The sequence below is a fragment of the Gordonia paraffinivorans genome (assembly GCF_900683595.1).
In the GTDB taxonomy this organism is placed as follows: domain Bacteria; phylum Actinomycetota; class Actinomycetes; order Mycobacteriales; family Mycobacteriaceae; genus Gordonia; species Gordonia paraffinivorans.
In genome coordinates this window covers 92,391-109,752 of sequence record NZ_CAACYD010000006.1, presented here as the reverse complement: position 1 = coordinate 109,752, position 17,362 = coordinate 92,391, and the positions used below count along the sequence as shown (strand labels likewise).

At 69.7% G+C, this 17,362-nt stretch carries 13 protein-coding genes; 11 read left to right on the top strand and 2 right to left on the bottom strand.

Translation table 11 applies throughout. The features are described from left to right. Positions 1-366: 366 nt before the first annotated feature. Complete coding sequence (locus E1P53_RS07445) at positions 367-999, bottom strand: dTMP kinase (protein ID WP_131733898.1); 633 nt, start codon at positions 997-999, stop codon at positions 367-369. Positions 1,000-1,096: 97 nt separating this feature from the next. Between E1P53_RS07445 and mtrA the strand changes: the two genes are divergently transcribed. Genes mtrA through lpqB form a run of 3 tightly spaced genes read left to right on the top strand, consistent with a single transcriptional unit; the run spans position 1,097 to position 5,384 of the window. Beyond that, on the top strand, positions 1,097-1,774 hold the full coding sequence (gene mtrA / locus E1P53_RS07440) for an MtrAB system response regulator MtrA (RefSeq protein WP_006899673.1): 678 nt from the start codon (positions 1,097-1,099) through the stop codon (positions 1,772-1,774). Then, entirely contained in the window at positions 1,771-3,618 is a 1,848-nt protein-coding gene (gene mtrB / locus E1P53_RS07435; protein ID WP_131733897.1) for an MtrAB system histidine kinase MtrB, read from the top strand. Before mtrA ends, mtrB begins: the two co-directional genes overlap by 4 nt. Beyond that, positions 3,615-5,384: an MtrAB system accessory lipoprotein LpqB gene (lpqB, locus tag E1P53_RS07430; protein ID WP_131733896.1), complete on the top strand. Its 1,770-nt coding sequence runs from the start codon at positions 3,615-3,617 to the stop codon at positions 5,382-5,384. Before mtrB ends, lpqB begins: the two co-directional genes overlap by 4 nt. Positions 5,385-5,464: 80 nt before the next feature. Here the strand turns inward: lpqB and E1P53_RS07425 are convergent, their stop codons facing one another. Then, positions 5,465-6,157 carry a ComF family protein gene (locus E1P53_RS07425; protein WP_131733895.1) on the bottom strand — a complete coding sequence of 231 codons (693 nt, stop codon included), beginning with the start codon at positions 6,155-6,157 and terminating at the stop codon, positions 5,465-5,467. A gap of 390 nt (positions 6,158-6,547) precedes the next feature. Here E1P53_RS07425 and hpf point away from each other — a divergent pair, with 390 nt between their 5' ends. The 8 genes from hpf (at position 6,548) to E1P53_RS07385 (ending at position 17,332) form a co-directional block, all read left to right on the top strand. After that, positions 6,548-7,363: a ribosome hibernation-promoting factor, HPF/YfiA family gene (hpf, locus tag E1P53_RS07420; RefSeq protein ID WP_131733894.1), complete on the top strand. Its 816-nt coding sequence runs from the start codon at positions 6,548-6,550 to the stop codon at positions 7,361-7,363. Between the two features lie 183 nt (positions 7,364-7,546). Further along, positions 7,547-10,375, top strand: a complete 2,829-nt coding sequence (gene secA, locus E1P53_RS07415) for a preprotein translocase subunit SecA (protein WP_131733893.1) — start codon at positions 7,547-7,549, stop codon at positions 10,373-10,375. Positions 10,376-10,470: 95 nt separating this feature from the next. Beyond that, entirely contained in the window at positions 10,471-11,121 is a 651-nt protein-coding gene (locus E1P53_RS07410; RefSeq protein WP_131733892.1) for an Rv3235 family protein, read from the top strand. 60 nt (positions 11,122-11,181) lie between these two features. After that, the gene (locus E1P53_RS07405) at positions 11,182-12,660 is read left to right on the top strand and encodes a wax ester/triacylglycerol synthase domain-containing protein (RefSeq protein ID WP_131733891.1); all 1,479 of its coding nucleotides are present in this window, start codon (positions 11,182-11,184) and stop codon (positions 12,658-12,660) included. A gap of 59 nt (positions 12,661-12,719) precedes the next feature. Beyond that, positions 12,720-13,292 carry a DUF6912 family protein gene (locus tag E1P53_RS07400; protein WP_006899681.1) on the top strand — a complete coding sequence of 191 codons (573 nt, stop codon included), beginning with the start codon at positions 12,720-12,722 and terminating at the stop codon, positions 13,290-13,292. Between the two features lie 122 nt (positions 13,293-13,414). Beyond that, entirely contained in the window at positions 13,415-14,530 is a 1,116-nt protein-coding gene (locus tag E1P53_RS07395; RefSeq protein ID WP_131733890.1) for a ferredoxin reductase, read from the top strand. A 141-nt stretch (positions 14,531-14,671) separates the two neighbouring features. Beyond that, positions 14,672-15,787 (top strand): GNAT family N-acetyltransferase, encoded by a 1,116-nt coding sequence (locus E1P53_RS07390; RefSeq protein ID WP_131733889.1) that lies wholly within the window; start codon positions 14,672-14,674, stop codon positions 15,785-15,787. A gap of 213 nt (positions 15,788-16,000) precedes the next feature. Beyond that, complete coding sequence (locus E1P53_RS07385) at positions 16,001-17,332, top strand: fatty acid desaturase family protein (protein WP_131733888.1); 1,332 nt, start codon at positions 16,001-16,003, stop codon at positions 17,330-17,332. The last annotated feature ends 30 nt before the right edge of the window (positions 17,333-17,362 follow it).

The window sequence follows — 17,362 nt, the reverse complement described above, 5'->3', positions numbered from 1 at the left end:
GTGAGGACCGGATGGCCCGTACCGCCCCGGTGATGCGGGCGACCCGAACGGGCGGGGAGAAGGGCCGTACGGCCCGGCGGGTTGCCGCGGGGTGGCGGGACGCGGGGGCATCTGCCCGGGCGGGAAGACCCCACCCGGAACGGACTGCCCGGCGTCTGGATCCGGGCGGCCCGGTCGCGCCGGGCCGAAGCCGGGGTCGCCGGGAGGTGGTGGATATGTCATGAGCCCCCCTCCGCGATCATTGGGCAAGGCTATCGAAGCCCGACGACGCCGGCAGTGTCCTGGCGTCGGCATGACGATCGGCCGAATGACCGCGACTCAGGTTCTGGGGTCACCGGATTCTCGGGGGCCGCGGCCGGCGTCGCGTCACCTCGTCAGGCGATCGGCCAGCGCGTCGATGTCCTCGCCGTCGTAGAGATGCCACGGCGACGTCCAACCGATCTCCGCGAGCCGTCGGTAGACCGCGTCGACCCGGAGTTGCAGGTCGCTGTCGCGCTCGTACGCGTCCCGCGCCCGGCTCGCGTCGCCGGCAGCGCGGGACCGGGCGCGCTCCATCGCGACCTCGGGCCGCACCCCGAGCAGCACGTGACGATCCGGGACCGGCAGGCCGAAGCGCCCGTACTCCAGGTCGTGGACCCAGCGCACCACCTCGCCGTCGACGTCCTGCTCGAGGCGCGCCGCGTTGTAGGCGGCGTTCGAGGCGACGTAACGATCCAGGATGACGATGTCGTTGTCCCCGCGTGCGGCGAGGATCTCGGCGGCCGCGTCGGCGCGGTCGAGGGCGAACAGGAGGGCCATCGCGTACACGCTGTCCCGGAGGTCGCCGTGCGAACCGTGCAGGGCCTCGGACGCGATGTCGGCGGTCGTGGAACGTCCGTAGCGCGGGAAAGTGAATGTCGCAACGCGCATCCCGGCGTTCGTCCAGCGTTCCACCAGACCGGTGACCATCGTGTTCTTTCCCGCGCCGTCGAGTCCCTCGACGGCAATCAACTGACCCACGCGGGGGAGTCTATGGGGTGGGACTGTTCGGGACAGAACGTCCGGTCCGGCGCGTCGATGACGACGCTTTCATCACGATGATGTCACCATTGAACACATGAAGCCCCGCATCCTGGTCGTCGACGACGACGCCGCTCTCGCCGAGATGCTGACCATCGTGTTGCGCGGCGAGGGTTTCGAACCCTTCGTGGTCGGTGACGGAACGCAGGCGCTGACCGCGGTGAGGGAGATCCGCCCCGATCTCGTGCTCCTCGATCTCATGCTCCCGGGCATGAACGGCATCGACGTCTGCCGCGTGCTCCGTGCCGACTCAGGCGTCCCGATCGTCATGCTGACCGCGAAGTCGGACACCGTCGACGTGGTGCTCGGCCTGGAGTCCGGGGCCGACGACTACATGGTCAAGCCCTTCAAGCCGAAGGAGCTCGTCGCGCGTATTCGGGCCCGGCTGCGCCGCACCGACGAGGAGCCCGCCGAGCTGCTGTCGATCGGCCCGGTCGAGATCGACGTGCCGGCCCACAAGGTCACCCGCGACGGCGTGCCCATCTCGCTCACCCCGCTCGAGTTCGACCTCCTGGTGGCGCTGGCCCGCAAGCCGCGGCAGGTCTTCACCCGCGACGTCCTGCTCGAACAGGTCTGGGGCTACCGGCACCCGGCCGACACTAGACTCGTGAACGTGCATGTCCAGCGGCTACGCGCCAAGGTCGAGAAAGACCCGGAGAACCCCGAGGTCGTGCTGACGGTGAGGGGGGTCGGCTACAAGGCCGGCCCGCCGTGATCGGGCGTTCCCGACGGCGGGTCAACAGCACCTTCGGGCGCATCACCCGTGCTGCCGGCGCTGTCGGAGGTGCCTTCGGGCATCTCTGGCGGCGCTCGTTGCAGTTACGGGTCGTGGCGTCGACGCTGCTGCTGTCGGTCGTCGTCCTCCTCATCCTCGGGTTCGTGCTCATCTCGCAGATCACCGATCGTCTCCTCGACGTGAAGCTCGCCGCCGCGACCGAGGAAATCGATCGCGCGCGGATCTCGGTCGAGCGCGACCTGTCCAGCGGGGCGGGCAACATGTCGGTCCAGAACCGCCTCCGCCAGACCCGGTCGTTGTTGACCGACCGCGACTCCGACACCGGACAGTCGTCGGGCACGGTCGGCGCCTTCGACACCGTGTTGCTGGTGCCCGGGACGGACGGCAGCACCGCCGGCGGCGTCGGCCCGATCGCCGAGATCCCGCAGAATCTCCGCGACATGGTCCGGGGCGGCCAGGTGGCCTATCAGTACACCCGCGTCCCCGACGGCTCGGGCGGTCAGGCGCCGGCACTGATCGTCGGCACCCCGACGAATGCGTCGGTGCCGGGACTCGAGCTGTATCTGGTCTTCCCGCTGACCGCCGAGCAGAACACCGTCGACCTGGTCCGCGGAACCCTGCTCACCGGCAGCGTCGTGCTCCTCGGCCTGCTCGCGGCGATCGCCTGGATCATCTCTCGGCAGGTGGTGATACCGGTGCGGTCGGCCTCGCGCATCGCCGTCCGGTTCGCCGACGGCCGCCTCAAGGAACGCATGCCGGTCCGCGGCGAGGACGACATGGCCCGCCTGGCGATGTCGTTCAACGACATGGCCGAGAGCCTGTCCAAGCAGATCACCCACCTCGAGGAGTTCGGCAGCCTCCAGCGCCAGTTCACCTCCGACGTCAGCCACGAGCTGCGGACGCCGCTGACCACCGTGCGCATGGCCTCCGACGTGCTCTACGAGGGGCGCGACGAACTCGATCCGGTGCGCAAGCGCTCGGTCGAGTTGCTCGACAAGGAGCTCGACCGCTTCGAGACCCTGCTCAACGAGCTGCTGGAGATCTCCCGCCACGACGCCGGCATGGCCGAACTCGCCGCCGAGCGGATGGACATGGCGATCCCGATCGACGCCGCCCTCGACACCGTCCGACATCTCGCCGAGGAGACGGGCACCGAACTCGTCCTCGACCTGCCCGCCGAACCGGTGATGGCCGAGATCGATCCGCGGCGCGTCGAGCGCATCCTGCGGAACCTGCTCGCGAACGCGATCGACCACGGCGAACGGAAGCCCGTGACGCTGACGATGCGGTCCGACGGAGACGCCGTCGCGATCACCGTGCGCGACCAGGGCATCGGCCTGCGGCCCGGTGAGGAGAAGCTGGTGTTCAACCGGTTCTGGCGATCGGACCCGTCGCGGTTCCGCCGCTCGGGCGGCACCGGGCTCGGCCTGGCCATCAGCATCGAGGACGCCCGCCTGCACCAGGGCCGGCTCGAGGCGTGGGGCGAGCCCGGCAAGGGGGCGTGCTTCCGGCTGACCCTGCCGCTGGTCCGCGGCCACAAGGTGCTCGGGTCGCCGCTGCCGCTGAAGCCGGTCGGCACGACGCCGCGTTCGTCGAAGACGAGTCGCTCGCAGAGTGCGTCGCAGAACGGCGCGGAGGCCGCCGAGACCCCGGCGCCGGTCACCCTTGCTGCCCAGGCCACCCCGGCCGCAGGCGCGTCGACCGCGGCGGCAGACGCGGAATGGACCGGCGTGACGCCGGCCGGCGCGGCACCGACGGAGGAGACCGAGGCCGATGCGACGGCGAGCCGGAGGCAGTCGACCACGGAGGCGGACGACGAATGAGTGGCAACCGGCGACCGGTGCGCGCCCGCGGGGGTGCGCGGGGAATCGTGGCGGCCGTGGCGATGATCATCGCCGCGCTGCTGGTGGTCTCGGGCTGCGGGTCGATCCCCGACGACTCGTCACCCCAGCCCATCAAGTCCTTCCAGCGTGAGGCCGCCACCAACGCGGCCCCGGCGCCGCAGGCCGACATGGACCCCGAAGCCCTCGTCCGGGCGTTTCTGAAGTCGACCGTCGACCCCGACGCCGGACACGACGCCGCGCGGGCGTTCCTCACGCCGGTCGCGTCCCAGCAGTGGGACGACCGCGGCGACGCGCTGATCCTCGACGAGATCAGCATCTTCGTCGACCAGCGCGACGAGGACTCGGTCCGGATGCGCCTGATCGGCGACAACGTGGGCACCCTGAAGTCCGACGGCCAACTGCTGCCCGCCTCGGGCCGGGTGGAGACGACCCTCAGCCTGACCCGCCAGGGCGACCAGTGGCGTATCGACGGCCCGCTCCCGAACGGGACGATGATCGACCGCGACCAGTTCGCCAACACCTACCGCCCGGTGTCGCTGTACTTCAGCGACCGCACCGGCCGGCATCTGGTGCCCGACCCGCGCTGGTTCTACGCCGGACAGGCCACCGACCCGACGGCGCTCGTGAACCGGCTCATCGCCGGTCCGGCCACCGATCTCGCCGCGGCCGTCGACAGCGGCTTCCCGAGCGGGGCCACCCTGCGCGGCCCGGTCGTCGGCCTGCCGGGGGGAGGGGTGCGCATCGACCTCAGCGGGATCGGCAACGCGTCGAATCGGAATCGGACGGTGCTCGCCGCGCAGCTCGTGTGGACCCTCGACGGGGCCGACATCTCCGGTCCGTACGTGATCGACGCCGACGGCGCGCCGCTGTCGGCCGAGCGTGCATCGGGATGGCAACCCGCCGACGTGCGTTCGTTCGATCCCGACGCGGTGCCGTCGACCGACGTCGGCCTCAACATCGTCACCGGCGGCGCGCTGCGTGCCGTCACCGAGAACGCGGCCGTGCCGGTGCGCGGCCCCCTCGGCACGTCGCGCGACGTGCGGGCGGCGACCATCTCCGAGAACGGGGACCGGGTGGCCGCGGTGCGTGCCGTGGGCGGTTCCGACCGGCGCCTCGAGTGCGTCATCGGCGACTACGGCGGCAACGTCGGCCCGATCGCCGAGGGCGCGTCGATCACCCGCCCGTCCTTCGGCTCCGACGAGAACACCGTGTGGGTCGTGGTCGACGGCCGCCCGTTGCAGTGGCAGCGCGACGACGACGGAACGCGCACGGTCCCGATCGAGGCGTCGTCGATCCCGACCGTGGCGCGCGGCGCGATCACCGAGATGCAGATCGCTCCCGACGGGGTCCGTGCGGCGCTCGTCGTCGGCGGCCAGGTCGTCTTCGCGATCCTGTCGACCAACGCCGAGGGGCAGGTCTCGCTCACGAGCCCGCGGATCGCGGCCTTCAACATCGGCAACCGGGCGGTGTCGCTGGACTGGGCGTCGCCGACGACGCTGGTGATCGCGCGCGAGGCCCCCGAGTCGCCGGTGGTGCAGTTGTCCATCGACGGCACGCCCGCCGTCGGGCTGCTGAGCGGCAACGTGTCCCCGCCCGTGCGGGCGGTGGTCGCGAACTCGTCGACGATCTACGTCGGCGACCAGCGCGGCGTGCTCAGGCTCGGCAGCGACGACGGCCAGCCCGATCAGTACTGGACCGAGGTCGAGCCGGCGATGATCCCCGGCGCGATCCCGGTCCTGCCCTGATCCGTTCCCGCCCTGATCCGGTCCCGCCCCGATCCGGTCCCGCACTGATGCTGCCGGCCCCGAAGACCTCTGCGGCGCGTCTACGCCGCCGCGACCACCACGACGGCATCGACCCCGACGCCCGCGCGGCGCAGGACGCGGACCGACTCGGCCGCGGTCGCGCCGGTGGTCATCACGTCGTCGACGAGGATCGTCGTCGCGCGGTGCGGCAGAGCGACTTTCCGAGTACGAGGCCGGATCGCACCGGAGAGGTTGCGGGCCCGTGCGCGTGCGTCGAGCCCGGCCGAGTCCCGCGCCGTCGCGGCGGTCGCCAGCACCGGCACCACCCGCACCCGCGGCCCGAGGGCGGTGGCGGCATGGTGCGCGAAGGCGGTCACCCGGTCACCGCCGCGGCGCCGGGCGGCCAGGCGTCGGGTGGGGGCCGGGATCAGGACAAGGGTCGGGGCGTCCGGTAGCTCGCCCCAGCGGGCGAGTGTGCGGATCCCGTGCGCGAGGGCCGATCCCAGCGGGGCGACGAGATCGCGTCGGTCGTGTTCCTTGACCGCGAGGACAGCGCGGCGGTGCACTCCCCGGTACCGTCCCAGAGCCCACACCGGGGCGGCGGGAAAGACCCGGGGACGCACCGAGATCGGTGCGTCATGCAACGATCTGTCGCAGCGTCGGCACCACGCGGTCCCCGGGCGCGCGCACCCGCCGCACACGAGTGGACACACGAGGTCGGCCGCCGCGCGCGTCACCGCCGCCCCGCCCGTCAGGAATCGCGGTTCACGCATGCCGGCGACCCTAGAGCCGCGGCCCGGCGCGTGGCGGGCCGAGACGGGAGATTGTGGACAATTCCGCACCGGGACCCCGCCGGTCGGGACCTTCTGATCATCCGTGCGGAGTACTTGGGGCCCCTCTTGTCCCGACCTGTGCCACGCCGTGGTCGAAAACGTGGCCACCGTCTGAATTCGAGGCTACGGTCGTGGGTACAAACGGGTTGTCCGAGAGGTCCGCGAGGTCCTCGCAGTGAGGGCGGCCGGTGCTTCGGGAGGTGATGCCCCTGTCGTTGTGTGCCAGCCACCGGCTGGCATGGACACTTTCCTCGGTGTCGTGCAAATCATCAGTGCGACAACAGATCACGATGATCCAACGCTGCCGGGAACAATTCAGGAGGTAGTTGAATGTCCTCAGTCATCCACCGCAAAGGCCAGCGCGAACCCAAGATCGCGGACCAGAGGCCGACCGTGGAGAAGGGCCAGGAGCCCGATACCGAATCAACCCAGACCGACTCCTTCGACCCGGAGTTCGCGTTCGTCCGTCCGCCAGGAACCGTGGACGCCGAGGAACCCGCCGAGCCCCAAGCGAAAATCGTGTTCAGCGGTCGCAACGTCGTCATCCCCGACCACTACCGCATCTACGTCGGCGACAAGCTCGCGCGTCTCGAGCGATTCGATCCGACGATCTTCCAGTTCGACGTCGAGCTGAAGCACTATCGCAACCGCAGGCTGTCGAAGGTCTGTCAGAGGGTGGAGATCACCGCGAAGGGCAAGGGCCCCGTCGTCCGCGCCCAGGCGAACGGCGACAACTTCTACGCCGCGCTCGAGAACTGTCTCGACAAGCTCGAGTCCAGGCTGCGCCGCGTGAAGGATCGCCGCCGGGTCCACCACGGGAACCGCCGGCCGCAGTCGGTCGCGGAGGCCACCGAGATCGGTGCGCCGCCGCTGCGGGAGGACCAGTTGTCGGTCGACGGCTTCGTCGGCGACGGCTATCAGAAGCCGGAGACGAAGGATCCGTACGACGACGTCGAGGACCACACCCCCGGCCAGATCGTCCGCATCAAGGAGCACTCCGCGGTGCCGATGACCGTCGACGACGCGCTCTACGAGATGGAACTCGTCGGGCACGACTTCTTCCTGTTCCACGACAAGGAGACCGACAAGCCGTCGGTGGTGTACCGCAGGCACGCCTTCGACTACGGCCTCATCCGTCTCGTCTGATCAGGGCGGGCGACACCGGGTGGCCCTGATCGTCCGCGATCGGACGACACCGGCGACAGGTCGGCGGCGGGAACGCGGTCCGATCAGGGTCCACTCAGCTCACATCGCTACCATGGGATCCGGTCTGTGCGTTGCGCGGGCCGGATTCCGTGTGTTTTCAACAGGTGAGGAACTCGATCCACGGTGCTGAACAAGCTGTTGCGCGTCGGCGAAGGCCGCATGGTGAAGCGACTCGACGCGATCGCGTCGCACGTCGAGGCGCTCTCCGACGAGTTCGAAGCGCTCTCCGACGCGGAACTGCGTGCGAAGACCGACGAGTTCAAGAAGCGGCTCGCCGACGGTGAGACGCTCGACGAGCTGCTGCCCGAGGCCTTCGCGACCGCCCGCGAGGCGGCCTGGCGCGTCCTCGACCAGAAGCACTTCCACGTGCAGATCATGGGCGGCGCGGCACTGCACTACGGCAACATCGCCGAGATGAAGACCGGTGAGGGCAAGACCCTCACCTGTGTGCTCCCGGCGTACCTGAACGCACTCACCGGCGACGGCGTCCACGTCGTCACGGTCAACGACTACCTCGCCAAGCGCGACTCGGAGTGGATGGGCCGCGTCCATCGCTTCCTGGGTCTCGAGACCGCGGTGATCCTCACCGGCATGACGCCCGCCGCGCGCCGCGAGGCCTACGCCGCCGACATCACCTACGGCACCAACAACGAGTTCGGCTTCGACTACCTCCGCGACAACATGGCGCACTCGCTGGCCGAACTGGTCCAGCGTGGTCACAACTACGCCATCGTCGACGAGGTCGACTCGATCCTCATCGACGAGGCCCGTACCCCGCTGATCATCTCGGGCCCCGCCGAGGGCTCGAGCAAGTGGTACGTGGAGTTCGCGCGCATCGCGCCGCTGCTCGAGAAGGACGTCCACTACGAGGTGGACATCAAGAAGAAGACGGTCGGCATCCACGAGGCGGGCGTGGAGTTCGTCGAGGACCGCCTCGGCATCGACAACCTCTACGAGGCCGCCAACTCGCCGCTGGTCAGCTACCTGAACAACGCGATCAAGGTCAAGGAGCTGTTCCACCGCGACAAGGACTACATCGTCCGCAACGGCGAGGTCCTCATCGTCGACGAGTTCACCGGCCGCGTGCTGGAGGGACGCCGCTTCAACGAGGGCCTGCACCAGGCGATCGAGGCCAAGGAAGGCGTCGAGATCAAGGCGGAGAACCAGACCCTCGCCACGATCACCCTGCAGAACTACTTCCGTCTGTACGACAAGCTCGCCGGCATGACCGGCACGGCCGAGACCGAGGCCGCCGAGTTCGACCAGATCTACAAGCTCGGCGTGATCCCGATCCCGACCAACCGCCCGATGATCCGCAAGGACCAGGGCGACCTGATCTACAAGACCGAGGAGGCCAAGTTCGCCGCGGTCGTCGACGACATCGTCGAACGGCATCGCGAGGGCCAGCCGGTGCTCGTCGGCACCACCAGCGTCGAGCGCTCGGAGTACCTGTCGCGCCAGCTGAAGAAGGCGGGCATCCCGCACAGCGTGCTCAACGCGAAGTTCCACGAGCAGGAAGCCCAGATCATCGCCGAGGCCGGTCGCATCGGGGCGGTCACGGTGGCCACCAACATGGCCGGTCGCGGTACCGACATCGTGCTCGGCGGCAACCCCGACATCATCGCCGACACCCGCCTGCGCAAGGCCGGCCTCGACCCGGTGAACACCCCCGAGGAGTATGAGGCCGCGTGGAACGAGGCCATCGAGATCGCGCGCAAGGAGGCGGCAGAGGAGGCCGAGGAGGTCCGCAAGGTCGGCGGCCTCTACGTGCTCGGCACCGAACGCCACGAGTCGCGTCGTATCGACAACCAGCTGCGCGGTCGCTCCGGTCGTCAGGGTGACCCGGGCGAGTCGCGGTTCTACCTGTCGGTCGCCGACGAGCTGATGCGGCGCTTCAACGGCGGCGCGCTCGAGGCCATCATGAGCCGCCTGCCCGACGACGTGCCGATCGAGGCGAAGATGGTCACCAAGGCCATCCGCAGCGCTCAGACGCAGGTCGAGCAGCAGAACTTCGAGATGCGCAAGAACGTCCTCAAGTACGACGAGGTCATGAACCAGCAGCGCAAGGTGATCTACGCCGAGCGCCGCAAGATCCTCGAGGGCGAGGACCACCACGAGCAGATCAAGCAGATGATCGACGACGTGGTCTCGGCCTATGTCGAGGGCGCGACCGCCGAGGGATACGCCGAGGACTGGGATCTCGACGAGCTGACGACCGCGCTGCGCACCCTCTACCCGATGGAGCTCGACCTCCGCGAGGTTGTCGGCGAGACGGAATACGGTGAGCGCGACGACATCTCGGCCGAGGAACTGCGTGACATCCTCGTCGCCGACGCCCGCGCCGCCTACGACAAGCGCGAGAAGGCCATCGACGAGGTGGCCGGCGAGGGCGCGATGCGCCAGCTCGAGCGCAGCGTGCTGCTCAGCGTCCTCGACCGCAAGTGGCGCGACCACCTCTACGAGATGGACTACCTCCGCGAGGGCATCCACCTGCGGTCGATGGCACAGCGCGACCCGGTGGTCGAGTACCAGCGCGAGGGCTACGACATGTTCCAGGGCATGCTCGAGGGCCTCAAGGAAGAGACGCTGAGCATCCTCTTCAACGCGCACGTCCAGACCGAGCAGCCCGCGCCCCAGCCGCCGCTGCCGACCGCCGCCGATCTCCGCGCGGCGGTGGCCGGTGGCACCCCGGCACCCGCGCCGGCGGCCGAGGGCGCACAGGTGCCCGCTGCGCTGCGCGGCACCGGAGCACCGGCGCAGGAGCCCGCGGTGACCTACTCGGGTCCCGGCGAGGGCGGCGGCACCGTGGTGCACTCCGAGGAGGAGGAGCTCTCGGGTGCTCCGGAGAACGGGGCCGCGGAGTCCGCGAGCCGGCGCGAGCGTCGGGCCGCGGCGCGGGCCGGCGCCAAGGGCAACAAGGCCAAGCCGCCGAAGTCGAAGAAGCGCCGCTGATGTGAGCGCCGACGGGCAACGCCCTGAGGCGCACATCACAAAATTTTCTTCGCCGGACATGGAACCGGACGGGGGAGTGGCTGCGTCCTATCCCCATGCAGCCGCTGATCACTGCTCGTCCCGAGTCGGCCTCCGCGTCCGCGAGCGATCTCGTCGCCGCGGTCGCCGAGGCCGGCGTCCGGACCCCGCGGGTCCGCGTCCGACCCGCGCCGCCGTACGAACCGGCCGGTCTCGGGCCGGTCACCCACACGGCACGCCGGACGACCGGGACGGGGACACTCGTGGTGCGGGAGCTCGCGGACGCGGGTTCCCCGCCGTCGCGCAAGACCCTGGCGGCCGCGGTGGAGGCCCGGCGCTTCGCCATCGCGACCTCCCGGCTGCTGTTCGAGGTCATCGACCGTCGTCGCGGGACCGCTCACCTCGCCGACTCCGTGGCGCCCGCTTTGATCGACCAGGTGGCGGCACTCGTTCGGCACGACGCCTTCCGCCCCGCCGAACCCGCCGGCCCGTCACCGAGCACCGCCGCGCCGGGGACCGTTCTGCAGCGGGTCCACGTGCAACTGTGTGACACCAGCGTCGCCGAGGTCTTCGGGTCCTACAGTTGCGGCGGACGCATCCGCGCCTTCGCGGGGCGGATCGAACGCGCACCTCGCCGCGCCCGAACCGTTGTGGAGCCCGGCGCCGCCCGGCCCGTGCTCGGTCGCGTCGAGTACCGGTGGCAACTGGTCGCCCTCGAGTTCAGCTGATCCGCCGCGCCATCGGCGCGCAGCCGACCCCGACTCGGCCGGCCCGCTAGGATCGGCGGCGTGGTCACCCGTTTGTCGCCGCGCGACGCGATGTACTACTTCCTTGACGATTCCCGCTCGACGACCCACCTGGGTGCGCTGCTGATCGTCGATCCGGCCATGGCCGCGAGCACCGGCCCGGACGCAGGTGAACAGTCGGGAAATGGTGCGGGGCCGGGCTCCCGCAAGCCGCTGGACTACGCGTCGCTGGTCTCGCTGGTCGAGAATCGGCTGCAGCGAGCGCCCCGATACCGGCAACTCGTCCGGGAGGTCACCCTCGGTCTCGCGCGGCCGGTGTGGACCGACGATCCCGACTTCGACATCAACTTCCACATCCGCCGCGCGGGGTTGCCCCGTCCCGGCGGTCCCGCAGACCTCGCCGACCTGGTCTCCCGCGTGATGTCGCGTCCGCTGGACCGGACCCGGCCGCTGTGGGAGATGTATCTGATCGAGGGCCTGGCCGATGGCCGTCTGGCGATCCTCACCAAGTCGCACCGCTGCCTGATCGACGAGCACGACGGTCATCCGGAGATCAGCGAGGTCATCTGCGACACCACCGAGGAGCCGGAGGTGCTGCCGGAGGAGCTGTGGATGCCGGGGTCCCCGCCGGGCGGCACGAGCCTGGTCATCGGGGCTCTCGCCGAGGCACTGGCCCGTCCCGGCGATCTGGTGGAGACGGTGGTGCACGGCAACGGCGTGGTCGCCGAGGTGCGTTCGGTCGTCGGTGGCACGCTGCGACGGGTCGGCGGCGTGGTCGGCCAGCTCACCGATTCCGCGCCGCGCAGCCCGCTCAACAATGCGGGCACCACCACTCGTGGTTTCACCACCGCGTCGGTGCCGCGCCGCGAGTGCGCGAAGATCGCCGAACACCACAACTGCACGGTCATCGACGTGGAACTCGCGATCATCACCGGCGTCATGCGCAGGTGGCTGCTGTCGGTCGACCCGGTGGCTGCGACCCCGGCGGACACCGTGCGCGTCGTCGTGCCCCTGTCGGCGCGCGATCCGGGCGTCGAGGTCGATCCCGAGGCGGAGCCGAGCTGGATCCCCATCGCCAAACCGAGCTTCGTGACCGATCTCCCGGTGGGAGAGGCGAATCCGACCGTGCGCCTGGCGCAGGTCGCCGGGCTGGCCGACCGCTACGCCCAGTCGTCGCGACGGATGAGCACCGGCCCGAGCCCGTGGTTCCCGGAACTCGGCGTCGTCCCGTTCGCCGACATCAGCTCGCGCGCTTTCCGATCGCTCGACAGCCGTTCCTACAACGTGCCGGTGGCGATGAGCACCGCGCCGGTCGCCGACCGCTTCGTCCTCGGCGTCCCGGTGCGGGAGGTGTACTACGTGCCCGTCCTGGTGTCGCAGCGGGCGCTGTCGGTCAGCGTCGTCGAGTACGCCGACCGGTTGAACTTCGCCTTCGTCGCCGACCGGGGCGTCATCTCGGACCTGCCGGTCCTGGGCGACTACGCCGTCGAGTCCTACGAGGAGTTGCGCGCCTCCGATTGACCGCGTTGCGCGGCTAAGGTGAGCGGGTATCGGTGGAAGGCGCAAGGGAGCGAAGTCGAATGAGGGTGTATCTGCCGGCGACGTTGGCGATGTTGATCCAGCTGAACTCCGACGGGGAGTTCCGCCCGGTCGGGGGGACCGGCTTCGCATTGACCCCGGCGCTGCGCGAGTCCTTCCTCTCCGGCGACGACGAGGAGCTCTCGGAGGTGGCCATGCGCGAGGCCGCGCGAGCATCGCTGCGGTTGCTCGCCGGCGAGGCCCCCGAGCCCGGCGACGAGGCCGCCGAGGTGGAGCTCGCCGCCGACGAGCAGACCACCAAGCCGGGCCTGACGCCGGACCTCCCGCCGCGCCGGGTGGTGATCGCCGCCGACGTCGACGACTCGGCGGTGACGCTGCGCCCCGATCTCGACGACGCCGTGGTGAAGGTGTCCGGGACGGTTCCGCTGAAGGCCATAGCGTCGGTGCACGTCGACGTCAAGGAGGCCGAGGACAAGGTGCGGGCCGCGGTCGTGGTGATCGACGCCGCCGATCTCGGCGACCTCGACGCCGAACTCGCGGTCGGCGACGCCGAGGACTTCGACCTCGCCTGGTACGCCACCCAGGAACTGCCGTTCCTGCTCGAACTGCTCTGATGCACCGAACCGTGCCCGAATGTGCTGCGCGGAGGTGACCCGGATTACTGCGGGCATTAACCTACGGTTGCGTAGGTTAAGGTGACTCCGCAGTACACAACAGAGTTGAAGGCGGTTGTCAGATGGGTTTCCTCGAGCGATTCGAAGAACCGGTTGCCGGGGTCGCGGCGCGTAGTCGCGGGGCGAAGTGGGCACGTGCCGCGCTCACCCGCATCACCACCCCGTTGCTTCCCGACGACTACCTGCACCTGGCGAACCCGCTGTGGTCGGCGCGCGAGCTGCGCGGCAAGGTCATCTCGGTCACCCGGGAGACCGAGGACTCCGCGACGATCCGGATCCGTCCCGGCTGGGGTTTCTCCTTCGACTACGTGCCCGGCCAGTACGTCGGCATCGGCGTGCTCATGGACGGCCGCTGGACGTGGCGTTCCTATTCGCTGACCTCGACCCCCGACACCTCGGCCAATGACAAGACCATCGCGATCACCGTCAAGGCGATGCCCGAGGGCTTCCTCTCGACGCACCTCGTCAACGGCCTGAAGCCGGGGACCGTCGTGCGTCTCGCCGCGCCGCAGGGCGAGTTCGTGCTGCCCGAGCCGTTGCCGGAGAAGATCCTGTTCGCCACAGCGGGCAGCGGCCTGACCCCGATCATCTCGATGCTGCGCATGGTCCGTCAGCGCGGGCAGCGCACCGACATCAAGGTGATCCACTCGACGCCGACCCCGGCCGACCTCCTCTTCGGCCCGGAACTCGAGGAGATGGCCGCCTCCGGTCTCATCGACCTGCACATCCAATACACCCGCGCCGAGGGCAAGGTGACGCCGGAGGTCCTGCCGACGCTGTGCGAGGACTGGCGCGAGCGTCAGGTGTGGGCGTGCGGCCCGGCCGGCTTCCTCGAGGGCCTCGACAAGCTCTACTCCGAGGCGGGTCTGGCCGACCAGCTCCACATCGAGCGATTCGCACTCGAGCGCGGCGCGATCGGCGCCCAGGGCGGCACCGTCACGTTCAAGCGTTCGGGCAAGACCGCGTCCGTCGACGGCGCCACCACGCTCCTCGAGGCGGGGGAGGCCGCCGGTGCGATCATGCCGTTCGGCTGCCGGATGGGCATCTGCCAGAGCTGTGTGGTCATGCTCGACAAGGGCTGCGTCCGCGACCTCCGCTCGGGCGCCGAGCACGTCGAGGGCGAGCGCATCCAGACCTGTGTCAGCGCGGCCGCCGGGGATTGCACGCTCGACGTCTGAGCCTTTTCGCCCGCCGGTTGCCTGACCGGGGGCTTCGCGGTGACACCGGCGTGGCGGCGGGGTAGTCGGTACGCTCGGATACGTGCGTGGTCACAGTCACGGGTCCCGTTCCGCAGGCGTCGCCGAGTGTGAGGCCTGATCGTGAAGGCCGAGGTCCCGATCCCCGAAAACGTCCCGATCCTCAGCGACGGCGGGGTGACGCTACGGGCCCATGAGCCCCGCGACCTCGATCGCATGGTCGAACTCGCGGCCGATCAGGCCATGATGCGGTGGACCCCGATCCCGGCTCCCTACAGCCGTGCCGCCGCGGAGAGATTCGCCCTCGACTACGCGCCGAGATCGTGGGTCGACGGCTCTCGCATGGTGTGGGCGGTCGAGTTCGACGGCCGGTTCGTCGGTACCGTCGACATCGCCGGCGAGGGCCCGCTGACGCAGCTGAGTTACGACCTCCACCCCGATGCCCGCGGGTGGGGAGTGATGAAACGGGCCGTGCTCCTCGCCGTCGATCACGCGTTCGCCGAGGCCGGCAAGGAGGTCGTCCGCTGGACGACGGTCGCGGGCAACATCGATGCGCTCCGCGTCGCCCATGCCTGCGGCTTCCGGCTCGACGCCGCCGTGCCGGACGGCATCGAGGTGCGCGGACACATCCGCGACGCATGGGTGGGGTCCTTGCGCGCCGACGACCCGCGCGAGCCTCGGACCACCTGGCGCACCGACGTCTTCGAGACCGAGCGGTTCCGTCTCCGCCCGCTGGCCGAGTCCGACGACCCGCGCATCCGGGAGACGCTCGACGACCCGATCTCGCGGAAATACCTGTTCGCGCGGCCCGACCCGCTGGAACTCGAGCACGCCGCGGCCGAGCGCATCCGCAAGTGGTGGACCGCCGCGCAGGGGTTGACGTGCACGTGGGCGGTGGCCGACCGGGAGACCGACGAGTACCTCGGCGACATCAGCCTCCTGGGCATCGACGAGGTCACCGGCGCGGAGGCGGGCTTCTACACCCATCCCGAGGCGCGCGGGAGAGGCGTCCTGGGCGAGGCCTTCCCGGCGTCGGTGCAATATGCCTTCGAAAAGCTCGGTTTCCGCCGCCTGACCCTGTTCGCCGCCGACAGCAACACCGGAAGCAAGAAGCTCGCACGTGCGGCGGGTTTCCGGGAGGTCAGCCGGCAGAAGCTCGCGGCCCGGTCCGACGGGCTGTACGAGGACCTCATCGGCTTCGAGCTCTTCGTCGACGACTATTACGCCACGCGCTCGTGAACCCCGGAGGGCGTCGACCCTCGGCAAATTCCGTGCCCTCACGCGTCACAACCGCTGGACAGGCTCGCGCCGTGTAACCTACGCTTGCGTAAGTTACGCAGACGTAAGGGTGAGAAATCCGGCACTGAGCCGCATCGGTGTCGTACGCATGGTCGTCGAAGACGATGATCGGCACCCCGCGGCAGCCACACCTCCGCCTGAAGGGACACACGTATGGCGATCACCGACATTCCCGAGTACGCGCACCTCACCGAGGCCGATGTCGAGGCACTCGGCGCCGAACTCGACGCCATCCGCGCCGACATCGAGGCCAGCCGCGGTGAACGCGACGCGCGCTACCTTCGCAACACCATCCGCTTCCAGCGCGGCACCGAGCTCCTCGGCCGGGCCCTGCTCTTCGGCTCCACGAAGAAGGCCTGCTGGTGGGCGGGCGCCGGCGCACTCGGCCTGTCGAAGATCGTCGAGAACATGGAACTCGGCCACAACGTCATGCACGGCCAGTGGGACTGGATGAACGATCCCGAGGTGCACAGCTCGACGTGGGAGTGGGACAACACCGACCCGTCGGCGCACTGGAAGCACACCCACAACTACATCCATCACAAGTACACGAACGTGCTGGGCCTGGACGCCGACGTGGGCTACGGCCTGCTGCGCGTCACCCGCGACCAGCGGTGGCGGCCGTTCTACCTGGGCAACATCGTCTACAACACGATCCTCATGCTGGCCTTCCAGTACGGCGTGGCGATCCAGAAGCTCGAGCTTCTCAAGCGCAACCGCACCCCCGAGGAGCAGGCCGAGTTCGAGCGCGACAAGGCTCAGGTTCTGTCGAAGATCGGCCGGCAGGTGGCCAAGGACTACCTCGCGTACCCGACGCTGGTGGCGGCCACCACCGGCCACAAGGTGGGTTACGGCCGTGCCTTCGCCAAGACGTTCACCGCCAACATGCTCGGCAACGTCATCCGCAACATCTGGTCCAACGCGGTGATCTTCTGCGGGCATTTCCCCGACGGCGCGGAGAAGTTCACCAAGCAGGACGTCGACAACGAGACCCAGGCCGAGTGGTACCTGCGGCAGATGCTCGGCAGCGCCAACTTCAACAGCGGCTTCATCCTGGCGTTCCTCAGCGGCAACTTGTCGTACCAGATCGAGCACCACCTGTATCCCGACCTGCCCAGCAACCGCTACCGCGAGATCTCCGAGCGCGTGCGGGCCCTGTGCGACAAGTACGACCTGCCCTACACCACCGGTCCGCTGCTCGTGCAGTACGCCAAGTCGTGGCGCACCATCGCCAAGCTGTCGCTGCCGGACAAGTACCTCAAGGCGACCGCCGACGACGCGCCCGAGACCGCCTCGGAGCGACGCTTCAAGCAGGGCCTGCCGGAGGGCGCGCGCCTGCAGTCGGCCATCGACGAGGCCACCGGCCGCCGCCGCGGCCTGCGCACGGCGATGGCGAACCTGCGCGAGCGACGCCGGGCGAGCCGCGGACGTCGCGCCGTGGTCACCGAGCTGCGCTCGTCGCGCGACACCGAGGCCGCGGCCTGATCGGGACTACACTGATCGCAGACCCGGACG